The organism is Kocuria sp. CPCC 205258, assembly GCF_040981005.1.
GTDB classification, from domain to species: domain Bacteria; phylum Actinomycetota; class Actinomycetes; order Actinomycetales; family Micrococcaceae; genus Kocuria; species Kocuria rosea.
The window spans coordinates 203,015-224,724 of record NZ_JAVKPS010000007.1; the positions used below are offsets into that span (position 1 = coordinate 203,015).

Annotated in this window: 19 protein-coding genes; 4 read left to right on the plus strand and 15 right to left on the minus strand. The window is 73.8% G+C overall.

The features are described from left to right. The 5 genes from RF644_RS13455 to RF644_RS13475 all read right to left on the minus strand — a co-directional run bounded on the left by RF644_RS13455 (position 1) and on the right by RF644_RS13475 (position 5,887). Complete coding sequence (locus RF644_RS13455; RefSeq protein WP_368796853.1) at positions 1–861, minus strand: ABC transporter permease; 861 nt, start codon at positions 859–861, stop codon at positions 1–3. Next, entirely contained in the window at positions 861–2,864 is a 2,004-nt protein-coding gene (locus tag RF644_RS13460; protein ID WP_368796854.1) for a glycosyltransferase, read from the minus strand. The genes RF644_RS13455 and RF644_RS13460 overlap by 1 nt, the downstream gene beginning before the upstream one ends. After that, entirely contained in the window at positions 2,861–4,048 is a 1,188-nt protein-coding gene (gene glf, locus RF644_RS13465) for a UDP-galactopyranose mutase (protein ID WP_133411283.1), read from the minus strand. The genes RF644_RS13460 and glf overlap by 4 nt, the downstream gene beginning before the upstream one ends. 104 nt (positions 4,049–4,152) lie before the next feature. Next, positions 4,153–5,331 carry a glycosyltransferase family 4 protein gene (locus tag RF644_RS13470; RefSeq protein ID WP_368796855.1) on the minus strand — a complete coding sequence of 393 codons (1,179 nt, stop codon included), beginning with the start codon at positions 5,329–5,331 and terminating at the stop codon, positions 4,153–4,155. Between the two features lie 157 nt (positions 5,332–5,488). Further along, on the minus strand, positions 5,489–5,887 hold the full coding sequence (locus RF644_RS13475) for a hypothetical protein (protein WP_368796856.1): 399 nt from the start codon (positions 5,885–5,887) through the stop codon (positions 5,489–5,491). A 313-nt stretch (positions 5,888–6,200) separates the two neighbouring features. Here RF644_RS13475 and RF644_RS13480 point away from each other — a divergent pair, with 313 nt between their 5' ends. After that, on the plus strand, positions 6,201–6,449 hold the full coding sequence (locus RF644_RS13480; RefSeq protein ID WP_017833636.1) for a WhiB family transcriptional regulator: 249 nt from the start codon (positions 6,201–6,203) through the stop codon (positions 6,447–6,449). 73 nt (positions 6,450–6,522) lie between these two features. Here RF644_RS13480 and RF644_RS13485 read toward each other — a convergent pair whose 3' ends face one another. From RF644_RS13485 to RF644_RS13495, 3 genes are read right to left on the minus strand one after another with little or no spacing between them, the layout of a single operon-like run. Further along, a complete protein-coding gene (locus RF644_RS13485; protein WP_017833635.1) occupies positions 6,523–8,076 on the minus strand; it encodes a sensor histidine kinase in 1,554 nt (517 codons plus the stop codon). 50 nt (positions 8,077–8,126) lie between these two features. Further along, positions 8,127–9,509 carry a CpaE family protein gene (locus RF644_RS13490; protein WP_368796873.1) on the minus strand — a complete coding sequence of 461 codons (1,383 nt, stop codon included), beginning with the start codon at positions 9,507–9,509 and terminating at the stop codon, positions 8,127–8,129. Continuing rightward, complete coding sequence (locus tag RF644_RS13495) at positions 9,509–10,162, minus strand: SAF domain-containing protein (RefSeq protein ID WP_368796857.1); 654 nt, start codon at positions 10,160–10,162, stop codon at positions 9,509–9,511. Before RF644_RS13495 ends, RF644_RS13490 begins: the two co-directional genes overlap by 1 nt. Positions 10,163–10,402: 240 nt before the next feature. On the opposite strand from RF644_RS13495, the gene RF644_RS13500 reads away from it, so the two are divergent. Continuing rightward, positions 10,403–10,618, plus strand: coding sequence for a helix-turn-helix domain-containing protein (locus RF644_RS13500; protein WP_017833632.1), 216 nt, complete (start codon positions 10,403–10,405; stop codon positions 10,616–10,618). A 27-nt stretch (positions 10,619–10,645) separates the two neighbouring features. On the opposite strand, the gene RF644_RS13505 is transcribed toward RF644_RS13500, so the two are convergent. Further along, on the minus strand, positions 10,646–11,209 hold the full coding sequence (locus tag RF644_RS13505; RefSeq protein WP_368796858.1) for a hypothetical protein: 564 nt from the start codon (positions 11,207–11,209) through the stop codon (positions 10,646–10,648). 210 nt (positions 11,210–11,419) lie between these two features. On the opposite strand from RF644_RS13505, the gene RF644_RS13510 reads away from it, so the two are divergent. Together RF644_RS13510 and RF644_RS13515 are read left to right on the plus strand one after the other, a co-directional pair. After that, entirely contained in the window at positions 11,420–12,238 is an 819-nt protein-coding gene (locus RF644_RS13510; RefSeq protein ID WP_368796859.1) for a LysM peptidoglycan-binding domain-containing protein, read from the plus strand. Positions 12,239–12,302: 64 nt separating this feature from the next. Next, complete coding sequence (locus RF644_RS13515) at positions 12,303–12,824, plus strand: Rv3235 family protein (RefSeq protein ID WP_368796860.1); 522 nt, start codon at positions 12,303–12,305, stop codon at positions 12,822–12,824. A gap of 86 nt (positions 12,825–12,910) precedes the next feature. Here the strand turns inward: RF644_RS13515 and secA are convergent, their stop codons facing one another. The 6 genes from secA to mtrA all read right to left on the minus strand — a co-directional run bounded on the left by secA (position 12,911) and on the right by mtrA (position 21,607). Next, positions 12,911–15,625, minus strand: a complete 2,715-nt coding sequence (gene secA, locus RF644_RS13520) for a preprotein translocase subunit SecA (RefSeq protein WP_133411292.1) — start codon at positions 15,623–15,625, stop codon at positions 12,911–12,913. 190 nt (positions 15,626–15,815) lie between these two features. Continuing rightward, positions 15,816–16,502, minus strand: coding sequence for a ribosome-associated translation inhibitor RaiA (gene raiA / locus RF644_RS13525; RefSeq protein WP_017833627.1), 687 nt, complete (start codon positions 16,500–16,502; stop codon positions 15,816–15,818). Between the two features lie 89 nt (positions 16,503–16,591). Next, complete coding sequence (locus RF644_RS13530) at positions 16,592–17,386, minus strand: ComF family protein (RefSeq protein WP_368796861.1); 795 nt, start codon at positions 17,384–17,386, stop codon at positions 16,592–16,594. Between the two features lie 95 nt (positions 17,387–17,481). Continuing rightward, on the minus strand, positions 17,482–19,176 hold the full coding sequence (locus RF644_RS13535; RefSeq protein ID WP_368796862.1) for an LpqB family beta-propeller domain-containing protein: 1,695 nt from the start codon (positions 19,174–19,176) through the stop codon (positions 17,482–17,484). Next, positions 19,173–20,927 carry an MtrAB system histidine kinase MtrB gene (gene mtrB, locus RF644_RS13540; protein ID WP_368796864.1) on the minus strand — a complete coding sequence of 585 codons (1,755 nt, stop codon included), beginning with the start codon at positions 20,925–20,927 and terminating at the stop codon, positions 19,173–19,175. The genes RF644_RS13535 and mtrB overlap by 4 nt, the downstream gene beginning before the upstream one ends. Then, a complete protein-coding gene (mtrA, locus tag RF644_RS13545) occupies positions 20,924–21,607 on the minus strand; it encodes an MtrAB system response regulator MtrA (protein WP_017833623.1) in 684 nt (227 codons plus the stop codon). The genes mtrB and mtrA overlap by 4 nt, the downstream gene beginning before the upstream one ends. Positions 21,608–21,710: the final 103 nt, after the last annotated feature.

Consider the following 21,710-nt stretch of genomic DNA (forward strand, 5'->3'; position numbering starts at 1 on the left):
TCACAGCTCCTGCGCGAATCGGCCCTCGAGGCGACGGAACAGCAGGTCGCCCAGGAACATGACGACCGTGACCACCAGCAGCGCCACCGGAGTCCAGAGGGAGAACAGGTGGGGCGGCACCTCGTGGGCGCCGGGGGTGGTGGTCGGCAGCCAGAACGCCGCGTGCGAGAGCTCCACGGCCACGGTCAGGGGGTTGAGCATGAACCCGGCGAACCACACCGGGCCCAGGACATCCCGGACCATCGTCCACGAGTAGAGCACCGGGGCGGACCACGTGCTGACCATGACGATCAAATCCACGAAGTTCTCGGCGTCGCGGAAGAACACGTTCGCCGCGCCGAAGAGCATGCCCAGCCCGGCCCCCAGCAGACCCACGATCAGCAGCGCCGCGGGCACGGCCAGCAGCGAGATCCACGTGGGCGACCAGCCCACGACGAGGGCGGCCAGGAGCATGACCACCAGCTGCGGCATGAGGTGCACGCCGGCGACCCACACGGAGGCCACCGGGAACATCTGCCGGGGCAGGTAGATCTTCTTGATCAGGCTCGCGTTGGCCACGATCGAGCGCGCCGCGTTGCCGAATGACTCCGAGAAGAAGTTGATCAGGATGATCCCGGAGAACAGGTACACGGCGTAGTTCTCCATCCCGCGCTCCAGGCCCAGGAAGATGCCCAGGGCCACGTAGAAGACCACGAATTGGATCCCCGGCTTGACGTAGGACCACAGCAGCCCGAGGACCGTGCCCCGGTAGCGGATCTGCAGCTCCTTGTCGACCAGCAGCTTCAGCAGGTAGCGCTGGCGGAACACCGCCGGCAGCCCCGTCCCGGGGGACGGCCTCCGGACGACCGTGGCAGCCGGCATCAGGCGCCGATCTCCGAGTGCTCGCGGAAGGTCGCCTCCCAGGCCGCCATGGAGGTGACCTCCGGCAGGGCGGCCCGGTAGCGGCGGGACAGCTCCGGCCAGCGCAGGGCCAGCTGGGCGTGCAGCCGCAGGGACTCCGCCATCAGGGCGCGGGCCTCCCGGGGCGAGCGCTTGTACCAGGTGTAGCCGGTGCCGTCCGAGGCGGAGACCAGGGCGCTGTCGTAGCGGGCGAGCCGCCACCACCGGGCGTCCTGGTAGGGCAGGTGCACCTGCGGGTGCTGCTCGGCCTGCTCCTGCGGGCGCACGGCGAGGTGGCGCACCACGGCGGTGGTCGCGGAGGTGAGCACCTTCAGCCCGTGCGGGGCGGAGAGCCGCCGGGTCCGCAGGGGCTTCGCCGACGCGACCGTGGGGTAGGCGTCGAGGTCCGCCTCGTAGACGGCGTCGGAGTGCTGGGTCATCATCCGGCGCACGTCGCGGATCCGCTGGGGCAGCAGCTCGTGCAGGGCCTCGGGCCCGGCGAGGACGTCCCGCAGTGCCAGGACCCGGGCCTCCTCCGCGAAGTACTGCATGGACAGCAGGTGCCGCAGGTCCTTGATCCCGTTGCGCCCGAGCACCTCGCCGCCGCGGTCGAACGGGGAGTGCAGCAGGGCGGCCACGAGCTGGTTGCGCTTGTGGAAGTACGCCTGCCAGCTGATGGTGTCGTCCTTGTCCGCCCAGGCCAGGTGCCACACGGCCACGCCGGGCAGGGACACGGTGCGGTAGCCGGCCGCCTTGGCGCGGATGCCGTACTCGACGTCGTCCCACTTGATGAACACGGGCAGCGCCAGGCCGATCTCGCGGACGACCTGCGTGGGGATCAGGCACATCCACCACGCGTTGTAGTCCACCTCGATGCGGCGGTGCATCCACGCGGTGCTGCGCAGGTTGCTGCGGCGGAAGTCGTGGCCGATCTCCACGCCCTCGCCCGCGGGGCCGTACTGGAAGCTGTACGGGTCCATGGCCTCGCCGAAGTTGTGGATCTTCGTCGGGTTGAGCAGGTCGATCATGTGCCCGCCGACCAGCGTGGGCCGCTTGCAGAAGTCGGCGAACACGCTGATCCGGCGCACGGCCTCGGGCTCGATCTCGACGTCGTCGTCCATGAGCAGCACGTAGGTGCTGTCGGCGCGCACGGCCTCGTACATGCCGCGGGCGAAGCCGCCGGCCCCGCCCAAGTTGCCCTGGTCGATGACGCGCAGCCGGTCGCCGAAGCGCTCCTGGACCTCGCTGAAGCCCGGCTCGTCGACGACCTTCTGGTTGCCCTGGTCCACGATCACGACCTGCGCGACCTGCGGCAGGTGCTCCCGCTGCTCGTCCAGGAGGCGGGCGTTGGTGAGGCAGTAGGAGGGCTTGTTCATGGTCGTGATCTGGAGGGTCACGGACCCCTCCGTGGTGCCCGTGCCGTCGCCCAGCCACTGGGCGCCCAGGACCTCGAGCTCCTGGTCCGCCGCGGTGGCGTCGAACCAGTACCACCCGCCGTCGGCGAAGGCCTTCAGCGGCAGCACGACCTCGGTCAGCCGCTCGGCGCCGGAGACCTCGTGCACCGACACGGGCACGGACTCGCCGCGCGCGTTGGAGCTGTGCACGTTCACCGAGCCGCGGCCCGTGGTGCCCACGCGCAGCACGACCTCGCGCAGGTGGGTGTTGTGCCGCCAGTAGCTGGCCGGGAACGCGTTGAAGTACGTGGCGAAGGACACGGTGCTGCGGGCCGGCACGCGCACGGAGGTGCGGCCGAGGATCGCCACGCCGCTGGCGGCCCCGGCGTCGGAGGCCACGTTGACCACGATCTGGGGCCGCTGCTCCTTCGTGTCCTCCTGCTGGGCGGCGGTGCCCGTGTCCGCCCGGGAGTCCAGGTAGAGGGGCTGGGTCGGGAAACGGTCCTTGGCCGGGAAGACGAGCTCCTGCAGCACCCGGTAGGAGGTGCCCTCGGTGCCGGTCCGTTCGGTGTCCTGGGTCGTCGCGGTCACGCGTCCACTCCCCCGCTCTCGATGGTGGCCCCGCCGGTGAAGTGGGGCTTGAGCTTGTTGTCGACCATGGACAGCGCGGCCCCGATGGCCATGTGCATGTCCAGGTACTTGTAGGTGCCGAGGCGGCCGCCGAACAGGACCTTGTCCTCGCCGCGGGCGAGGTCGCGGTACTTGAGCAGCTTCTCGCGGTCCACCGAGGTGTTGACCGGGTAGTACGGCTCGTCGCCCTTCTCCGCGAAGCGGGAGAACTCGCGCATGATCACCGTGGCGTCCGTGGTGTAGTCCCGCTGCGGGTAGAAGTGGCGGAACTCCAGGATCCGGGTGAAGGGGACGTCGGGGTCCGGGTAGTTGATCACCGGGGCGCCCTGGAAGTCCTCGATCGGCAGGACCTCCTGCTCCAGGTCGATGGTCCGCCACGAGAGGTCGCCCTCGGCGTAGTCGAAGTACCGGTCCACGGGGCCCGTGTAGACGACCGGGACCTGCCCGGAGACGGCGGAGCGGGAGTAGTCGTGGCCCTCGTCGAAGAAGTCGGTGTCCAGCCGGACGTCGATCTTGGGGTGGTCCGCCATGCGCTCGAGCCACGCGGTGTAGCCGTCCACCGGCAGGCCCTCGTACTTGTCGTTGAAATACCGGTTGTCGTAGGTGTAGCGCACGGGGAGCCGGTTGATGATCGAGGCGGGCAGGTCCTTGGGGTCCGTCTGCCACTGCTTGCCCGTGTAGTGCTTGATGAACGCCTCGTAGAGCGGCCGGCCGATGAGCTGGATGCCCTTGTCGTTGAGGTTCTGCGGGTCCGTCCCCGCGAGCTCCCCGGCCTGCTCCTGGATCAGCGCCCGGGCCTCGGCCGGCGAGTACGCCGCGCGGAAGAACTGGTTGATCGTGCCGAGGTTGATCGGCATGGGGAAGACCTCGTCGTGGTGCCGCGTGTAGACCCGGTGCACGTAGTCCGTGAAGTCGGTGAACCGGTTCACGTAGTCCCAGACCCGCTCGTTGGAGGTGTGGAACAGGTGGGCGCCGTAGCGGTGCACCTCGATCCCGGTCTGGGGCTCGTTCTCCGTGTAGGCGTTGCCACCGATGTGGGGCCGCCGGTCGATGATGGCCACGTCGAGGCCCAGCTCGTTGGCGGCCCTCTCGGCCACGGTCAGGCCGAACAGGCCGGACCCTACGACGACGAGATCTGCGTTCACGGGCTAACTCCTGGGGTTGGTGTCCTGGTGGGCCCGGCCGGCGTCCGGCCGGTGAGGGGGCGGCACGGGCGCGCCGGGCGTGCGCTGCGTACCAAAGTACCTGATCAGTCGGGGAAGCCCTGGAGCACCCACTCGGCGGCGAGGCGACCGGAGGCCGCCAGGGAGGCGTTCTCGGCCGCCCAGGCGGCCCGGCGGCGGCGCTCCCGGTCGTTGTCCTCGGCCAGCGCCGGGTCGAGCCGGCGGTCGAGGGCGGCGATCATGGCCTCGGCCACCGCGTCGGCGTCGTGGTCGACGGCCGCGCCCAGGCCGTTGTCCTGCACGAGCTCGGCCGCGACCCCCGCCCCCGCGTAGACGACCGGCGTCCCGCACGCGGCGGCGGCGTAGATCTTGGTGGGCTTGGTGAAGTCGTAGCCGATGCCCGGGAGCACCGCGCCCAGGGCTGCGACGGCCCCCCGGGTCCACTCCGCGGTCTCGGCGGCGGGGCGCAGCCCCTCGAAGAGCACGCTCCCCGGGGCGAGCCGCTCGGCGATCTCCTGGACGCGGTCGATGTCGGAGCCCCTGCCGAAGAAGCGCAGGCGGGCGTCGGGGTGGGCCTCGAGGACGCGGGGCATGGCGCGGACGAAGACGTCGGCGCCCTGCCACTCGGACATCGACCCGGCGTAGACGAAGTAGGGGGCGCCGGGCTCGGCGACCGGTCCGTCGGGGCGGAAGACGTCGGTGTCGATGCCGTTCTCCGCCACGAGCACCTTCTCCCAGGCCACGCCGGTGACGGACTGCAGCTCGCGGCCCATGGCCTCGGACACGGTGAGCACGCCCGCGGCCCGCCGGGCCGCGAGGGTCTCCATGACGCGCATGGCTCGCTTCACCGGCGCGGAGACCTCCATCTTCTCGGCGGCGGTGGTCCAGATGTCGGGGGCGTACCAGACGTAGGGACGGCCCCGCAGGAGCGAGGAGACGAGCACGGCCATCCCCGTGGTGGGGGGCGGTTCGCTGACCACGAGGTCGGCCCGGGTGGCCAGCAGCCGGAAGAGGACGGGGACGTCGAAGCTGAGGTACTGGACGATCCCGCGCACGTAGTCGAACCGGTCGCGCAGGACGGGCCACCGGCGCACGTCGTAGGGCTCCGGCTCGATGACGGACCCGGCGGGCGGACGCGTGGTGAGGACCGTGACCTCCGCCCCCGCCTCGGTCAGGCCACGGGCCAGGGCCCGCAGCCGGAAGGACGCGGCGGCCGGCTCGGGGGCGAAGATGCGGCTGACGATGACGATGCGGCGGGGAGTCACGGGACCACCTGTTCGGAGCTGCTCGACGGGAGGGGACGGAACGGACGGGGGCCGGGCACGACGACGTCGGCCACGGGCGCTCCAACTGTACTGGTCCTGCCCGGCCGTCCCGGGCGGGCGCGCCCCGGGGCCGCGGGGGCCGGCCGGGCGGACCCGCTCACCGGACGGTGCGGCTCGTCCACGCGAGCACGCCCGGCCGGAAGAGCAGGACGAGCACGACGAGGGCCGGCACCGCCGTCGCGAGCCCGGGCCCCCACTGCCCCGACCGGAGCAGGGGGTAGGCGAGCACCAGGAGGAAGAGCTGGACCACGAGCGCGGCCGCGCGGGGCCACCGGAAGCCGCGCCAGAGGCCCCGGCCCACGCGCAGCAGCCACAGGGCGCCCCCGGCGAAGACCGCCGCGAGGAAGACCGTTCCGCCCACGGTCAGGGGCTCCTCGAACAGGAGGGACCAGACCAGCCGCAGGGCGGCCCCGGCGAGGACCAGTGCCTCGAGCAGCACCACGCCGGTCAGGACCGCGACCGCGCGGGGCCGGGCGTCCCGGGAGGGGGTGGGCATGGGGTTCTCCTTCCGGCCGGGCGGCGGGCCCCGGCGCTCCCCGCCACCCTAGTCCGCCCGCCGCCGGCGCGGCCCGCCGTGCGGATCGTGCGGCGGCCCGGGGCCGGGCGTCCTGTGAGCAACGCCTCACCGACCGGGCTGTGACGCGCCACCCAAAGCCCTTGTCCGCACCCCTCCGGCGTGGGAAGGTGGACGTCAGTTCTTCACAAGGCCCGTGCGAATGGGCCTTTTCTCTTGTCCCGGACGCGGCCGCCGCAGGATCCTTCTGCCCTGCCCCGACGGGACCCACCCTTGAAAGGAGCGATCGCTGACCATGGATTGGCGTAGTCGCGCAGCATGCCTGGAGAAGGATCCCGAGCTGTTCTTCCCCGTGGGCAACACCGGACCTGCTCTCCTGCAGATCGAGGAGGCGAAGGCCGTGTGCCGCAGCTGCCCGGTGATGGACACCTGTCTGCAGTGGGCCCTCGAGTCCGGCCAGGACGCGGGCGTCTGGGGCGGGATGAGCGAGGACGAGCGCCGCGCCCTCAAGCGCCGCGCCGCCCGCGCCCGCCGCGCCTCCTGAGCGCTCCGCTCGCACCGAGGACCGGGAACCCTGCGGGGTCCCGGTCCTCGCCGCTTCCCGGGCCCTCGCCGGATCAGTCGTCGAGGCGGGCGCACACCGTCACCTCGGTGCCCCCGCCCTGCCGCGGTTCCCAGCGGATCCAGCCCCCGAGCTCGCCCGCCACGAGGGTGCGCACGATCTGCATCCCGAGCCCCTCGCCGCCGCCCGCCCTGCGGAAGGCGCCGACCCCGGATTCCTCGATGACCACGTCGCCCATCCCGGCGCCGTCGTCGCTCACCACCACCTCGAGCAGCTGACCGGCGCCGTCCTCGTCCTGCACCCTGGACGCCTCCAGGGTGACCGTTCCGGTCCGCCCGGCGAGGCCGTGCTCGACCGCGTTCGTGACGAGCTCGTTGATCACGAGCGCCAGCGGGGTGGCCAGGCGGGTCGGCAGCTCCCCGAACTCCCCGATGATCCGCGTGTGCACCGTCTGCTCGGGCGCGGCCACCTCCGCCGCGAGCCGGAACTGCCGGGCGATGAGCTCGTCGAAGTCCACGTTCTGCGTGAACCCCTGGGAGAGCGTCTCGTGCACCATCGCGATGGTCGCGACCCGGCGCATGGCCTGCTCCAGCCCGTGCCGCGCCTCGTCCGTGGTCATCCGCCGGGCCTGCAGGCGCAGCAGCGCGGAGACCGTCTGCAGGTTGTTCTTGACGCGGTGGTGGATCTCCCGCACGGTCGCGTCCTTCGAGACGAGCTCCAGGTCCCGGCGGCGCAGCTCGGTGACGTCCCGGCAGAGCAGCACCGCGCCGAGCCGTCCGGACCGGTCCCGCAGCGGGACGGAGCGGAAGTTCACGCTCACGCGTGCGCCCTCCACCTCGCTGCGCCACGCCGTCCGGCCGCTGAGCACGGGGGCGAGGGTCTCGTCCGAGTCCGCCCCCGGCACCAGCACGGGAGGCACGAGGTCCATGAGTCGCTCCCCGAGCAGCTCCCCGTCGATCCCCAGTCGGCGCAGCGCCGACTCCGCGTTGGGCGAGACGTAGGTCACGCGGTCCTCGGCGTCGAGCCGGATCGCGCCGTCCCCGACGCGCGGCGCGCCGCGGCGCGAGCCCGTCGGGGCGGAGAAGTCCGGCCACAGGCCCTCGTTGGCCATCCGCAGCAGCGCGTCGGCGGTCTCGCGGTAGACGATCTCCTGCCGGGAGACCACCTGACCCGGTGCCCGTCCGGCGTGCAGGGTCAGCAGGGCGAGCGTCCGCCCCTTGCGCACGAGCGGGACCACCTTGACCGGGCCGGAGGCACCGGCCCCCTCCCCCGACGGGCGCACCCGCTCGATCCGCCGGCCGACCCAGGCGGCCCGCAGGGGCCCGCTCAGCTCGTCGGGCAGCAGCTCGCCCACCATGTCCTTGTGGAAGACCGTGGGACCCGTCGCCGGCCGCACGTGGGCGAGCACCCGGAACGAGCTACCGGGGGCCGGCATGCCTCGCCCGTTGCCGCTGCCCGCGGCCGGGATGTAGTCGGCCGGGAAGCTGAGGATCAGGTCGCCGAAGGCGAGGTCGGAGATGAGCTGCCAGTCCCCCACGAGCAGGTGGAGCCACTCGTAGTCCCCGGGCCCGAAGTCCTTGGTGTCCCTGAGCGGTTCCGTGAACGCCACGTCGCCTCCGGTGGTCGCAGGTGGGGAGGGGCCGGACGGCGCCCCCGCGATCAGCGCCGCAGCCAGGCCCCGATCCTGCCGCCCAGCCTAGTACCGCGCACGAGCGGGTCCTCGTCCGCCCCCGCCTCCCCTGGCTCGGCGAGCACCCGGCCGGCCAGCTCCCGGAGCGCGGCCCGCACGGAGGATCCCGCCGCGGTCTCCGCGAGGACGGCCCCGGCCAGCAGCGCCTCGTCGCAGGTCTCCGGGTCCCACGGCACGAACAGCTCGACCGCCGGGCCGGAGCCGAACCGCGCCCACGCCTCCTGGACCCCCAGCTCGGGTGAGCGTCCCGCCGCCGAGCGGCGCAGCTTGTTGACGGCGACGACGAGCCGGGCCCCGGGCGCGGCCGCGGCGACGTCCGGCAACGCCTTCAGCAGCCTCGGCACGCCGATGGTGTCCGCGGCGCCCACGGCCACCACCACGTCGGCGCGCTCCAGGACCGTGAGGGCCGCCGCGTGCCGGCGGGGAGCCATGGTGTCGACGGTGAGCTCCTCGTCGGCCTCCAGCGCGAAGCCGCAGTCCACCACCGTGGTGCCGAACTCCTGCACCGAGCGCTCCAGCACCGCCGCCACGGCGCTCGAGCGCAGCTCCGGCCAGCGGTCCTGACGGGTCAGCCCCGTGAGCACCCGGACGGTGCGCCCGGCGACGGCCACGTCGGCGGCCGTCCGCCGCAGGTTCGTCCCGTCCAGCCGCCCCTGGTCGGCGAGCCGGCACGCCTGGGCGAGACCCGCCGCCTCGTCCAGCATCCCGAGGGCCGCGGCCACCGAGGGTCCGTAGGTGTCCGCGTCGACGAGTGCCGTGTCCTGCCCCAGGAGCGCGAGCTCCGCGGCGAGGTTGACGGCCACCGTGGTCCGGCCCGGTGCCCCGGTGGGCCCCCACACCGCCACGATCCGCCCGGCGCCCCGGGGAGCCGGGGACTCGGCGCCGTCGCCGTCCTCCCCCTCCTGCGGGTGCCCGCCGGCCGCGGGGGCGGGCGCGCCGGGCACGGCGGCGGTTCCGTCGGCGCGGCCCGCCGCGACGACGTCGGCGTAGCCCACCCCGCTCGGTGCGCCCGACGCGGCGGCGACGGCCTCCTCGACGAGGCGGGCGGCGTCCTCGGGGGCCGCTCGCTCCGGGACGACCACGGCACCGAGACCGGCGAGGCGGCGGTGGTCGTGGCCCTCCAGCACCAGCAGCGCCGCGCCGCCGAGCCGGATCTGCTCGAGCAGGCTCGCCGTGAGGTCCTCTGCACCCTCCGCCACGAGGGCGGCCCGGCCGAGTCCGGCGCGCGCCGCGGCCAGCAGCTCCGTGAGGTCGAGGCAGCGGCGGACCACCGTGACCGGTCCGTGCAGCCGTTCGATGCCGTCGACGAGGGGCCAGGTGGAGACCCCGAGGGCCATGACCGGGAGGACCATCACCGGCCGCCCGCGGGATTCCACACGAGCGTGACGCGGGCGTCGTTGCCGAGCGCGTCCACGAGCTCCTCCATCGGGTCCTCCTCGACCAGGACGTGCACCACGGTGCCGCGGCCCGCGCCGAGGGCGGTCTGCTCCGTCTGCACGCCGGCGATCTCGGCCGCCGGGAGCAGCAGGCGGGCCGGCTCGTGGCCGCGGCCGGAGGGCTTCTGGGCGGCGACCCAGACGTCCACGCGCGTTCCCGCCCCGGCGTCCTGGGGCAGCGGATGGTCCACCGGGACGGCGACCGGCTTGCGGTCCAGCCGGTCCGCGGTGCCCAGCGCGGACCCTGGCAGCAGCTGGCCCGCCGGGATCCGCTGCGTCGCGACCGTGCCCGGCCCCGGTGCCGCGTCCGCCGGGACGTAGAGGTCCGCCGCGTCCTGCAGCCGGACGTCGACGGCCACCAGGTCCTCCCCGGTCACGTCCTGGCCGACCTCGATGTCCCGGGCGGCCGCCAGGTAGGGGTCCGTGCGGTTCGTGGCGGTGACCACGGCGGTCACCCCGGCGACGGAGAGCAGCACGAGCAGCAACCCGGCGAGCAGCCTCGGGTCCCGCCAGGTCGGTCTCCGGAACCGGGCCGACGGGGTGTCCGTGCCCCTGACCGTGCCGCTCATCGGCGACCGCCTCTCTCGTTGCCCGCACGGCCGTGGGGACCGTGCTCGTGGCCCACATTCTGCCCGCGGCCGTGGTGCCCCGGGAACCGGTCGGTGCACAACTGGGGACAGGATGCGCGCCCCGGCCCCCCGTGCCCGCCAGGGGCGGGCGGTGGCGACGCCGCATGTGGACGGGGAGCCGTTGCGTCTCTTCGGTGGCAGACTGGAACGGGAGAGCAATCACGAGCAAGGAGGCGGAGGATGGCGCAGCAGCGCTTCCTGACCTTGGCGGACGTCGCCGAGATCCTCAACATCTCGGCGACGCAGGCGAGGGCTCTCGTGCGCAGCGGGGAGCTGCCCGCCATCCAGGTGGGCGGCCGCGGCCAGTGGCGCGTCGAGACCGCCAAGCTGGAGGAGTACATCGCCCGCGGCTACGAGCGGACGGCGGAGGCGGTGCGCTCGGGCGCGCTCGACTGATCCACCGGGACGCCGCCGCCGACCGTCTCACCCCGCCGTGAGCGAGGAGACGCAGACCAGCGCGGGGAACGGCACGGCGCGCAGCGCGGTCACGCTGCCCCGTCTGCGGTAGTCGTCGTCGGGGTGCAGGGCCAGGTCGAAGAAGTCCGCGCCCACCTGGTCGACCGTCCCCTCGAGCTCGCCCAGCGGTCCCCCGCCGGCGAGCCGGATCCGCACCCCGGCCCTGGCCCGGGCCAGGGCGCGCAGCGCGTGCCCCAGGCCGAGCCGCAGGGCCAGCGGGTCGTCACCGGGCGCCCACCCCCGGCCGAGGGACTCCCACCACAGGACAGCCCCCAGCGGCACCAGGTGCTCGGTGCCCCGGTCCTCGAGGACGACCCAGCCGGCGCCCACCGTGCGCACCCGGCCCTCGAGCGGGACGGCCCCGGTGAGCAGGGCCCGAACGGGTTCGCCCTGCCGGAGGCGCAGCCGGTCGGTCAGGCGCACCCGGGAGTACTCCGCGCGGGCCTGCTCCGCCGCCTCCTCCTCCACGCCCTGCTGGTGCGCGGAGGCCAGCTGCGCCTCCAGGTCCGCGAACAGCTGCTTCCAGCGCACTGCAGGGCCTCCCCTTCCGGCTCCCGGGCCGTCCGGTCGCGCAGGGCCTCAACGTAGGCGTCCGCCCTGCCCTCGTCAAGGAACGTCATGTCCACCGCGGGCCGCTGAGACCTTTACACCGGCACCCAGGGAGTGCTAGCAATGCTTCACGACGTCAAACAGCAACAAATGCTGTCAAATGACATGAAACCTCACTTTCCGGGAGATTAGATGATCGGCACCCCAGGATCCGCGAGCACCGCGTCCGCTCCGCTGTGGTCGGTGCTCCTGGTGCCCGCCCTGGGTGCGGCCACCGCGGCCTGCGGCGCCGCCCTGGCCGGTGCGGGCGGCGTCCGCACCGGCGGGGGCCCGGACACCGGGACGCTGATCGGGCTCGCGGCGGCCGTGCTCGGCTGCGCCGTGGTGGCGGCCTGGATCCTGGCCACCGCCCTGGCGGTGCTCGCGGTGCTGGCAGGTCACCACCGCTGGGAGCGCCTGGCCGGAATCTGCGGGCGGTGCTCCCCCGCCCTGCTGCGCCGCGCGGCGGCCACGGCACTGGGCCTGCAGCTGCTCGCGGCCCCGGCGGCGGTCGCCGTCGATGCTCCCTCCCCGTTCTGGGGCGCCGGGGCGTCCGCGCAGGAGCCGGCCCCCGCCGCGGAGGGGACGACGTCCGCCCCGGAGGAGACGAACCCCGCCCCGGAGGCGCCGGGCCCGGCGCCCGCCCCCGGTGCCGGACCCCGGCCCGGCCCCGACCGCGAGCCCGCCCCGGGCGGGGAGTCAGCTCCCGCGCCGTCGACAGATCCGGATCCCTGCTTCCCGCGGACCGGCCCCTCGGTGGCGGAGCGCACGGTGGACGGCGCCGTCACGGTCGTGCGCGGGGACACCCTGTGGTCCCTGGCAGCCGCCCACCTGGGCCCGGAGGCCTCCGACGAGCAGGTCGCCCGTGCATGGCCCCGCTGGTACGAGCTGAACCGGCCGGTGCTCCCGGACGGGCCGCACCGGCTCCTGCCGGGTCAGCGGCTCGTCGTCCCCGGCGCCGGGGGGCCCTGACCCGCCCCGGCTCCGCGGCACCCCACCATCGACCCACCGCAGCACCGTTCCCAGGAGGCCCGTCATGAACGCACCAACCGCCGGTTCCGACCCCGTTGCCCGTCCGCTCGCGCCCGAGCGCGGACGGCCGGCGGCCGGGCCCCCCGCCCGCCGGGGGCGCCCGGCGCCGCCCACGGCCCCCGGCGGCTACACGTGGGGCGCCACGCGTGTGCTGGGCCACGACGCCGAGGACGAGCTGGGCCGGGTGACGGCCCTGGCCCGTTCCATCGGCCAGGCGGCCGTGGAGGTGCTGGGCGGGAGCCGGCCGGCGGCACAGCTGGGCCGCTGGACCACCCCGGAGATCGTGGAGCGCTTCCAGCAGCGCGCCGACATGCTCCGGCTGCTCCAGGAGCAGTTCGAGGGCAAGGCCGCGCTGCAGGAGCTGCACCGGAACCCACACGTGCGCAGGTGCCGGGTCTGCCGGGTGGAGCGCGGGGTCTACGAGGTGGCCCTGGTGGTGGTCGAGCCGAGGCGCAGCCGGGCCGTGGCCATGCGGGTGGAGCGGCTGGGGCGGGGCTGGAGCGTGACGCAGCTCGAGGTCGGCTGACCCCGCCTCCCCGCCCCGGCGCATTCGACCCCGGCAGGCTGAGCCCCCGACGGGCTCACCCCCGGCGGACCCGGTCCTCGGCGGGCTCAGCCCTCCGCGGACTCTGCGCTGGCGGCCCGGGCGCGGGCCCGGCGTCCGGCCCGGTTGGCGGAGGCCGCGGCGGCGTCCGCGTCGTCCTCGTCGCGGCCCGCCGCGGTGGGCTCCGTGCGGGTCTGCGTGCCGCCGGTCTCGGCGGGCGCGGTGTACTGCAGGAAGCTGGGTTGGCGCGGGATCTGCAGGTCGACGGGTCCGCCGTCGGCGCCCACGCGCTGGCGGCGGATCTCCATCCGGTACAGGGTCGAGACCGTCTCCTCGCGGATCGCGCCCATCATCTCCTGGAACATCGCGTAGCCCTCGCGCTGGTACTCCACGAGCGGGTCGCGCTGGGCCATCGCCCGCAGGCCGATGCCCTCCTTGAGGTAGTCCATCTCGTAGAGGTGCTCGGGCCACTTGCGCCCGATGACCGACAGCAGCACGCGCCGCTCCAGGTTGCGCATGGCCTCCGCGCCCACCTCCTCCTCCCGCTGGTCGTAGACGAGGCGGGCGTCCGAGAGGATCTGTTCGCGCAGGAACTCCGCCGTGAGCCGCGTGCGGCCCCCGGCCTCCTCCACGACCTCGTCGACCGACAGGGTCACGGGGTAGATGGTGCGCAGGGACTCCCACAGGCCGTCGAGGTCCCAGTCCTCGGGGTGGCCGACCGCCGTGCGGTCCTGGACCGTGGAGGTGACCACCTCGTCGACGAACTGGACGATCTGCTCCTGGAGGTCGTCGCCTTCGAGGACCCGGCGGCGGTCGCGGTAGACCGCCTCGCGCTGGCGGTTGAGGACGTCGTCGTACTTGAGGACGTTCTTGCGCTGCTCGGCGTTGCGCCCCTCGACCTGGCTCTGCGCGGAGGCGATGGCGCGGGAGACGATCTTGTGCTCGAGCGCGGTGTCGTCCGGCGCCCCCGCCATGAGCCGCTGGGCGGCACCGGCGTTGAACAGCCGCATGAGGTCGTCCGCGAGGGAGAGGTAGAAGCGGGACTCGCCCGGGTCCCCCTGCCGCCCGGAGCGCCCGCGCAGCTGGTTGTCGATGCGCCGCGACTCGTGGCGCTCCGTGCCCAGGACGTAGAGACCGCCGACGTCGACCACCTCCTGGTGCTCGGCGCGGGTCTCCTCCTCGCAGCCGGCCACCACGTCCGGCCACACGCGCTCGTACTCCTCCGCGTCCCGCTGCGGGTCCAGGCCCTTCTCCCGCATCCGGTCCACGGCGTTGAACTCGGCGTTGCCGCCGAGCATGATGTCGGTGCCGCGGCCGGCCATGTTGGTGGCCACGGTCACCGCGCCCTTGCGGCCGGCCTGCGCGACGATCGCGGCCTCCCGGGCGTGGTTCTTCGCGTTGAGGACCTCGTGGCGGACGCCGCGCTGGGCGAGCAGCTTGGAGAGGTACTCGCTCTTCTCGACCGACACGGTGCCCACGAGGACCGGCTGGCCCTTCGCGTGCCGCTCCTCGATGTCCTTGACCACCGCGGCGAACTTCGCGACCTCGTTCTTGTAGACGAGGTCGGGGCGGTCGATGCGGACGAGGGGGCGGTGCGTCTCGATGGACACGACGCCCAGCCCGTAGGTGTTCATGAACTCCGCGGCCTCTGTCTCGGCCGTGCCGGTCATGCCCGCGAGCTTCTCGTAGAGGCGGAAGTAGTTCTGCAGGGTGACCGTGGCGAGGGTCTGGTTCTCCGCCTTGATCTCGACCCCCTCCTTCGCCTCGATGGCCTGGTGCATGCCCTCGTTGTAGCGTCGGCCGGCGAGGATGCGCCCGGTGTGCTCGTCGACGATCATGACCTCGCCCTTGAGCACCACGTAGTCCTTGTTGGCGCGGAAGAGCTCCTTGGCCTTGATGGCGTTGTTGAGGAAGCCGATGAGCGGGGTGTTCTGGGCCTCGTAGAGATTGTCGATGCCGAGCCAGTCCTCGACCTTCTCGATCCCGGACTCGAGCACGCCGACGGTGCGCTTCTTCTCGTCCACCTCGTAGTCGGTGCCCGCGTCGAGCCGCTGCACGAGGCGGCCGAACTCGGTGTACCACCGGTTGGCCTCGCCGGAGGCGGGCCCGGAGATGATCAGCGGGGTGCGGGCCTCGTCGATGAGGATGGAGTCCACCTCGTCGACGATCGCGAAGCTGTGGCCGCGCTGCACGAGTTCGTCGGGGCTCCACGCCATGTTGTCGCGGAGGTAGTCGAAGCCGAACTCGTTGTTCGTCCCGTACGTGATGTCGGCGACATACTGCTGGCGGCGGGTCGCCGGGTCCTGGTTGGCCAGCACCACGCCGGTCTCCATGCCCAGGAACCGGTAGACGCGCCCCATGAGGTTGGCCTGGTACTCGGCCAGGTAGTCGTTCACGGTGACGACGTGGACACCCTTGCCGGAGAGGGCGTTGAGGTAGGCGGGGGCCGTCGCCACGAGGGTCTTGCCCTCGCCGGTCTTCATCTCGGCGATGTTCCCGAGGTGCAGGGCGGCGCCGCCCATGAGCTGGACGTCGTAGTGGCGCTGGCCCAGGGTGCGGGACGCGGCCTCCCGGACCACGGCGAAGGCCTCGGGCAGCAGCCGGTCCAGGGACTCGCCGTCGGCGACCCGGGCGCGGAACGCGTCCGTCTCGGCGCGCAGCTCCGCGTCGCTGAGCTCCCGGAAGCCGTCCTCGAGGCTGTTGATGGCGGTCGTGTAGGACCGCAGCCTCGTCAGGACCTTCTTGTCTCCGGTCCTGAGGACTTTCTCCAGGAATGACGCCACGTGCACACGCTCCTCGTGTTCGACTGCCGTGCTGGGACTGATGGGGGGGTGTCCGGCACCCGCTCCAGTCTACGGGAGCCGGTGCCGGTTTCCGGGCGCGGACGAGCCCGGTGGCCGCGACCACCGGGCTCTTCCGGGGCGGGACCCGGCCGGCACCCAGCCGGACGGTCCCGCCGTCACGGGGGCGGGGTCAGCCGGCGGGCTCGGGCTGATAGGCCCGGACGCTCTCCTCGGACTCCTCGCCGTTCTCGCTGAGGCTGATGACGCCGTAGCTCCAGCCCTTGCGGCGGTAGACCGCGGAGGGCTCGCCGGTCTCCTTGTCGACGAAGAGGTAGAAGTCGTGGCCGACGAGCTCCATGTGGTCGACGGCCTCGTCGACGCTCAGCTCGGAGGCCGGGAACCGCTTGCGCCGGATCTCGACGGGGGTGACCGCGTCGGTGAGGCTCACACTCTGGTCGAACGCCTCCTGCTCGGCGGTCGCGAGCTCCGCGGCGGTGGTGTAGATGGGCCCGGAACTGGGGACCACGGGCAGGGCGCCGGTGGCCTCGTGAACGGCCGTGGGACGGTGGGCGCCGCGGTGCACCTTGCGGCGGTCGCGGGCCCGGCGAAGGCGCTCGAGGAGCTTGCTGTAGGCCTCGTCGAAGGCGGCGAACTTGTCGTCGCCGCGCGCCTCGGCCCGCAGGACGGGGCCGCGCCCGGAGACCGTGATCTCCACGCCCATGCCCTGGTGGCCGGGCAGCGCGTGGTCCTTGGTGACCTTGACATCAATGCGCTGGACCTTCTCGCCCAGCTCCTCGAACTTGACGACCTTCTCGGCGGCGTACTCCTTGAACCGCTCCGGTACGGCGACGTTGCGCCCCATGACGTTCAGTTCCATGATGCCCTCCAAATCTCGGGGGTGACGTGGGCGGATGGGGCCGCCCACCCGGGAGGATTGTTGCGTCCCGTGACTCAACGTTAGTTGAATCACACGGGATATTCACCCGGCCGGGCCGGACCCGGATCAGCGGTGAGCGGAACTGCCGGCGGCCGCACGGCGGCGAGCACCACCGCCCCGGGCACCTCGGCCCCGCCGGCCCGCAGCGCGCGGGCCGCCTCCCCGAGGGTCGCCCCCGTGGTGAGCACGTCGTCGACGACGACGCACCGGGCGCCGGGGGCCGCGGCGGCCCGCATGGACCCCGCGGGGCGGGCCCGCCGGCCCGCGGTGCCCAGCCGCTTCTGGGCCGGCCCGGTCAGCGAGGCTCCGGCCGCCCGGTGCCGCAGCCCGCGGCTGACGACCGCGCCGGCGGGGAGCGCGCCGCGGCGCGCGCAGTCCTCGAGCAGCAGCCGCACGGGGTCGAACCAGCGCCGCCGCAGGGCCGCGGGGCTGGTGGGCACCGGGACGAGCAGCACGGGCCCCGCCGGCCAGCCGGGGGCGGCCGCGTGCAGGGCCGTGGCCAGGCAGGCGGCGAGCACGGGGACCAGGTCGGTGCGCCCGGTGCTCTTGAGCGCGAGCAGACAGGTGGCGAGTCCGTGGGCGTAGCGGCCGGCGGCGACGACGGACAGCGGCGGGTCGAGCAGCGGCGCGGCCGAGGACGCCTCGAAGGGGCGGGCGCAGGACCGGCGCAGCAGCAGGCGGCAGGCGCGGCACAGCGCGGTGCCCGGGGCGCGGCACACGGCGCACTCCACGGGCAGGAGCACCTCGGCGGCCTCGGCCAGCCGGTCGAGGGCGCGTGCGGCCGCCCGGTCGAGGGCGCGGGCGGTGGGCGGTGTCGCGGGCATGCGCCCATCCTGGCCCGCGCCGGCCGGCCCGGGCGGGGTGCGGCCGAGGATCCGGACGGCCGGGGCTGTGGACCGCGATCGGGCCCGGCGGGTGGTCAGCCGGCGAACGCCGTGTCCAGGACGTCCTCGCTCTGCGGCGCCCAGGCGTTGCCGGTGAGCATGTGCAGCGTGCCGCCGGCCACGGCGTAGACGGAGGACGTGCCGTTGCCCCCGCTGAGGCCGGTGAGGCCCTCGATGCCGGGCAGCTCGCGGAAGCGCCCGGACACGTCGTAGATGCGGGGCCGGACGGAGCCGGTGCCGCCGAGCGGGGCCGCGACGAACTCGCGGTCGCTGAGCCACAGGGCCGCGTCCGCTTCCACGTCCGCGGCCACCCGGAACGGCTCGTTGAGCCGGCGGGGCGTGCCGTCGGGCTCGCGCACCACACCGGTGAGCCAGATCTGGGAGACCCCTTCGTCCTCGGTGACGACGAGCGCCCGGGTGCCCCCGCGCGAGACCCGCAGGGAGGTCACGGTCCGAGCGGCGAGCCACGAGGCCTCGACGCGGACCGGGTCCCCGGCGCCCGGGGCGGCGCGCACGGCCCGGACGGTCCCGGCGGAGTCCCCGGTCCACACCCACCCGTGCTCGTCGAAGCTGGGGCGGGTCAGGCCGGTCCCGCTGAACTGCTCCACGGGCTCCTCCTCCCGGGCCACGGTCACGAGCGAGCCGGTGCCCGTGTCCACGAACGCGAAGTGCTCCGCGGCGGCGTCCATCGCGGGGCTGGACGGGTGGTGGCCGTCCAGCGGCGGGATCCCGTCCACGTTCTCGGTCTGGCCACCCTGGTAGAACACGAGGTCGCCCTCGCGCAGCCCCACCTGACGGGACGGGACGGTGACGTCCTGGACGGGCGCGGCGTCCGTCCACCCCGCGCCCAGCTCCACGGGCGCCCCCTCGACGAGCAGCTCCACGTCGTTCACCGCGGTGAGCGACCGGAGGCTCAGCGCGAGCTGGTCGTGCATCCGGCGGTTGATCTCGATGTTCGCCGGGTCGAACTCGGGCACGCTGAGCTCCACCGTGGCGGTGCCGTCCCGCACCGGCACTGCCGAGCGGGCGAGCGTGGTGCCCGGCGGGAACGCCGAGGTCACGGCCCCCCGGAGGTAGGGCGCGGGGCCGCCGAGCAGGGCCCGCACGATCGACGTCGAGACGGGCACCCGATCCGGGAACCAGCGGGGGTCGACCACCACGTTGGACAGGTCCTCGTCCGCGAAGTAGAGGTGGTGGGGCTCGAAGATGTCCTCGAAGTCGGCCGGGGTGAGCGCCGTGGCGTCGGGGGCGTCGGAGATCCGCCACTGGCCGTCCACCTGGACCACGTCGAAGTCGAGCACCTCGGTGGCGCCCGCCGGCTTGCGCTCGATCACGCCGCTGCCGTCCACCACGCTGTCCACCTCGAGGTTCACCCGGTACTCGTTGTCCTCGAGCCGGGGCACGGGCGCGGCGTCGCCGCGGTGCACGAGGGTGCGCGCGTCGGGGTGCCAGGTGCCCGCGAGCTCGGGGGTGAGGTACTCGCGGGCCACGGAGTAGTCGTCGGCCACGCCGGTCCCGGCCGCGAGGAAGCCCCGCACGATCTGCTCCGGCGTCGCGCCCTCGCGGGGGCCGGCCGGCTCGACGTCGTAGCTCGGCTGGACCGCGGACCGGGTGGGCTCCGCGTGCCGGTGCACGGGTCCCGTCCGGGGAATGGCTCCGCAGCCGCCGAGCGCCACGGCCGCGGCCAGGGCCAGTGCTGCCGTGCGGGTCGGCCGCCGGGTCCTGCTCATGACCGGTCCTCCTCGACGTCGGTCGGCTGGGCCGCGGCGGGGGGCGCCGGCTCCGCCGCGGCGGCGGAGGCCAGGGCCAGGGTCCCCGTCCTCGTCACCACCGCGGTCTCCGGGTACGCGTCGGCGTCGGGCGGCAGCCCGAGCGGGCTCTCGTCGTCGGGCACGAGCCGCCGCCCGCGGGTCCGGGGCAGGGTGAGCCGGAAGCACGCGCCCTCCCCCGGGGCGCCCCAGACGTCGAGCCGCCCGCCGTGCAGCCGCGTGTCCTCGGTGGCGATCGCCAGGCCCAGCCCCGTCCCGCCGGTCGTGCGGGCCCGGGCCGGGTCGGCGCGCCAGAAGCGGTTGAACGCCTTGGCGGCCTCCTCCTCGGTCATCCCGATGCCGTGGTCGCGCACCGCCACCGCCGCGGCCACCTCGGAGGCCCCCACGACGATGTCGATGGGCCGGCCCTCCCCGTGCTCGAGGGCGTTGACCACGAGGTTGCGCAGGATCCGCTCGATCCGCCGCTGGTCCCCCTGGACGGTGCAGCGGGACAGCTCCGAGCGCACCCGCACCGTGGAGCCGGACGAGACGGCGAGCGGGGCGGCGGCCTCCACGACGTCGTGCACCACCGAGAACAGCTCGACGCTGGCCACCTCGAGCCGCGCCGCCCCGGCGTCGAAGCGGGAGATCTCCAGCAGGTCGGCCAGCAGGGCGTCGAAGCGGTCCACCTGGTGGTAGAGCAGCTCGGCGGAGCGCCGGTTGACGGGGTCGAAGTCCTCGCGGGCGTTGAAGAGCACCTCGGCCGCCATCCGCACCGTGGTCAGCGGGGTGCGCAGCTCGTGGGAGACGTCCGAGACGAAGGTCTGCTGCATCGAGGAGAGCTGCTCGAGCTGGGTGATCTGGTCCTGCAGGCTGTCCGCCATGCGGTTGAAGGACCGGGCGAGACGGGCGACCTCGTGCGAGCCGCTGACGGGCATCCGCACGCCCAGGTCGCCGTCCGCGAGCTGCTCGGCCACGCGGGCGGTGCTGGACACGGGGCGGACCACTTCCCGGGTGACGTACCAGACGATCGCGCCCACGAGCAGCAGCAGGACGACCACCGACAGCAGCAGCACCGCGTGCATCGCGTCGAGGGTGCGCTGCGGCTCGGAGAAGTCGTAGACGAGGTAGAGCCCGTAGCGGCTGTTCTGGTAGAGGTCCACCACCGTGCCGACGACGATGACGGGGGCCTCCTCCCCGTTCTCCGTGACCCGGACCGAGGCGGGCTGCCAGAACACCCCGTCCTGCTCCGCGAGCCGCTCCTGCAGCTCCGGCGGCACGGTGCTCGAGGTCATCCAGGGGCTCTGGCTCTGCGCCGGGATGAGGGTCTGTCCGCTCGTGAAGTCCATCGGGAGCAGGATCCAGCGCTCCGTCTCCGCGCCGTCGACCGAGAGCGAGCCGAGGGTCGAGGCCACGAGCGCCTGCAGCTCGTCCCGGTCGGAGGCGTCCGAGGCGTCGAAGCTGGCCTGCACCTGCTCGAAGTCCGCGGTGGCCGAGGCGAGGACCTGGTCCAGCCGTTCGTTGAACAGCCGGTCCGCGATCTGGTGGGAGAGGAAGCTGCCCGTGACGAAGAAGGCCAGCGCGGTCAGGGAGAGGGACACGGCGATGGCCCGGAACTGCAGGGACTGCCGCCACCGGCGGGCCAGCAGGAGCCGCCCCAGCCGCAGCCGCCGGGTCGCGGCGCCGGCCGGCCCGCGGCGCCGGGAGGAGGCGGCGGCGTCCGGCGGGGTCATCGGGCGGACGTGCCCGCCTTGTAGCCGACTCCGCGCACGGTGACCACGATCTCGGGGCTCTCCGGGTCCCGCTCGATCTTGGAGCGCAGCCGCTGCACGTGGACGTTGACGAGCCGCGTGTCGGCGGCGTGCTGGTAGCCCCAGACGTCGCGGAGCAGCATCTCGCGCGAGAACACCTGGTGCGGTGCGCGCGCCAGGGCGGTGAGCAGGTCGAACTCGAGCGGGGTGAGGCCGATCTCGTGGTCCCCGCGGTGCACGCTGTGCCCGCTCACGTCGATGGTCAGGTCACCGATCCGCAGCTCCTGCGAGTTGGCGCGCTCCACGGGGCGCAGCCGGGCCTTGACCCGGGCCACGAGCTCGGCGGGCTTGAAGGGCTTGGGCACGTAGTCGTCGGCCCCGGCCTCCAGGCCGCGGACCACGTCGACGGTGTCCGACTTGGCGGTGAGCATGACGACCGGGACGTCGGAGATCGTGCGGATCTCGCGGCAGACCTGGATGCCGTCCTTGCCCGGAAGCATGAGGTCGAGCAGCAGCAGGTCCGGGCGCACGGCCCGGAAGGTGTCCACGGCGGTGGCACCGTCGTAGCAGAAGACGGGCTCGAAGCCCTCCGCGGTCAGGACGATCCCGATCATCTCCGACAGGGCGGCGTCGTCGTCGACGACCAGTATTCGCGCGTTCATCGCCTCTCCGGTGGTGTGGGGCGGGCCCGCCGGGGCGGGGGCCGCCGTGGCCCGGGGCGTCCGGGGCGTCGTGGCCAGGGTGTCCTGGGCGTCGTGGTGGACC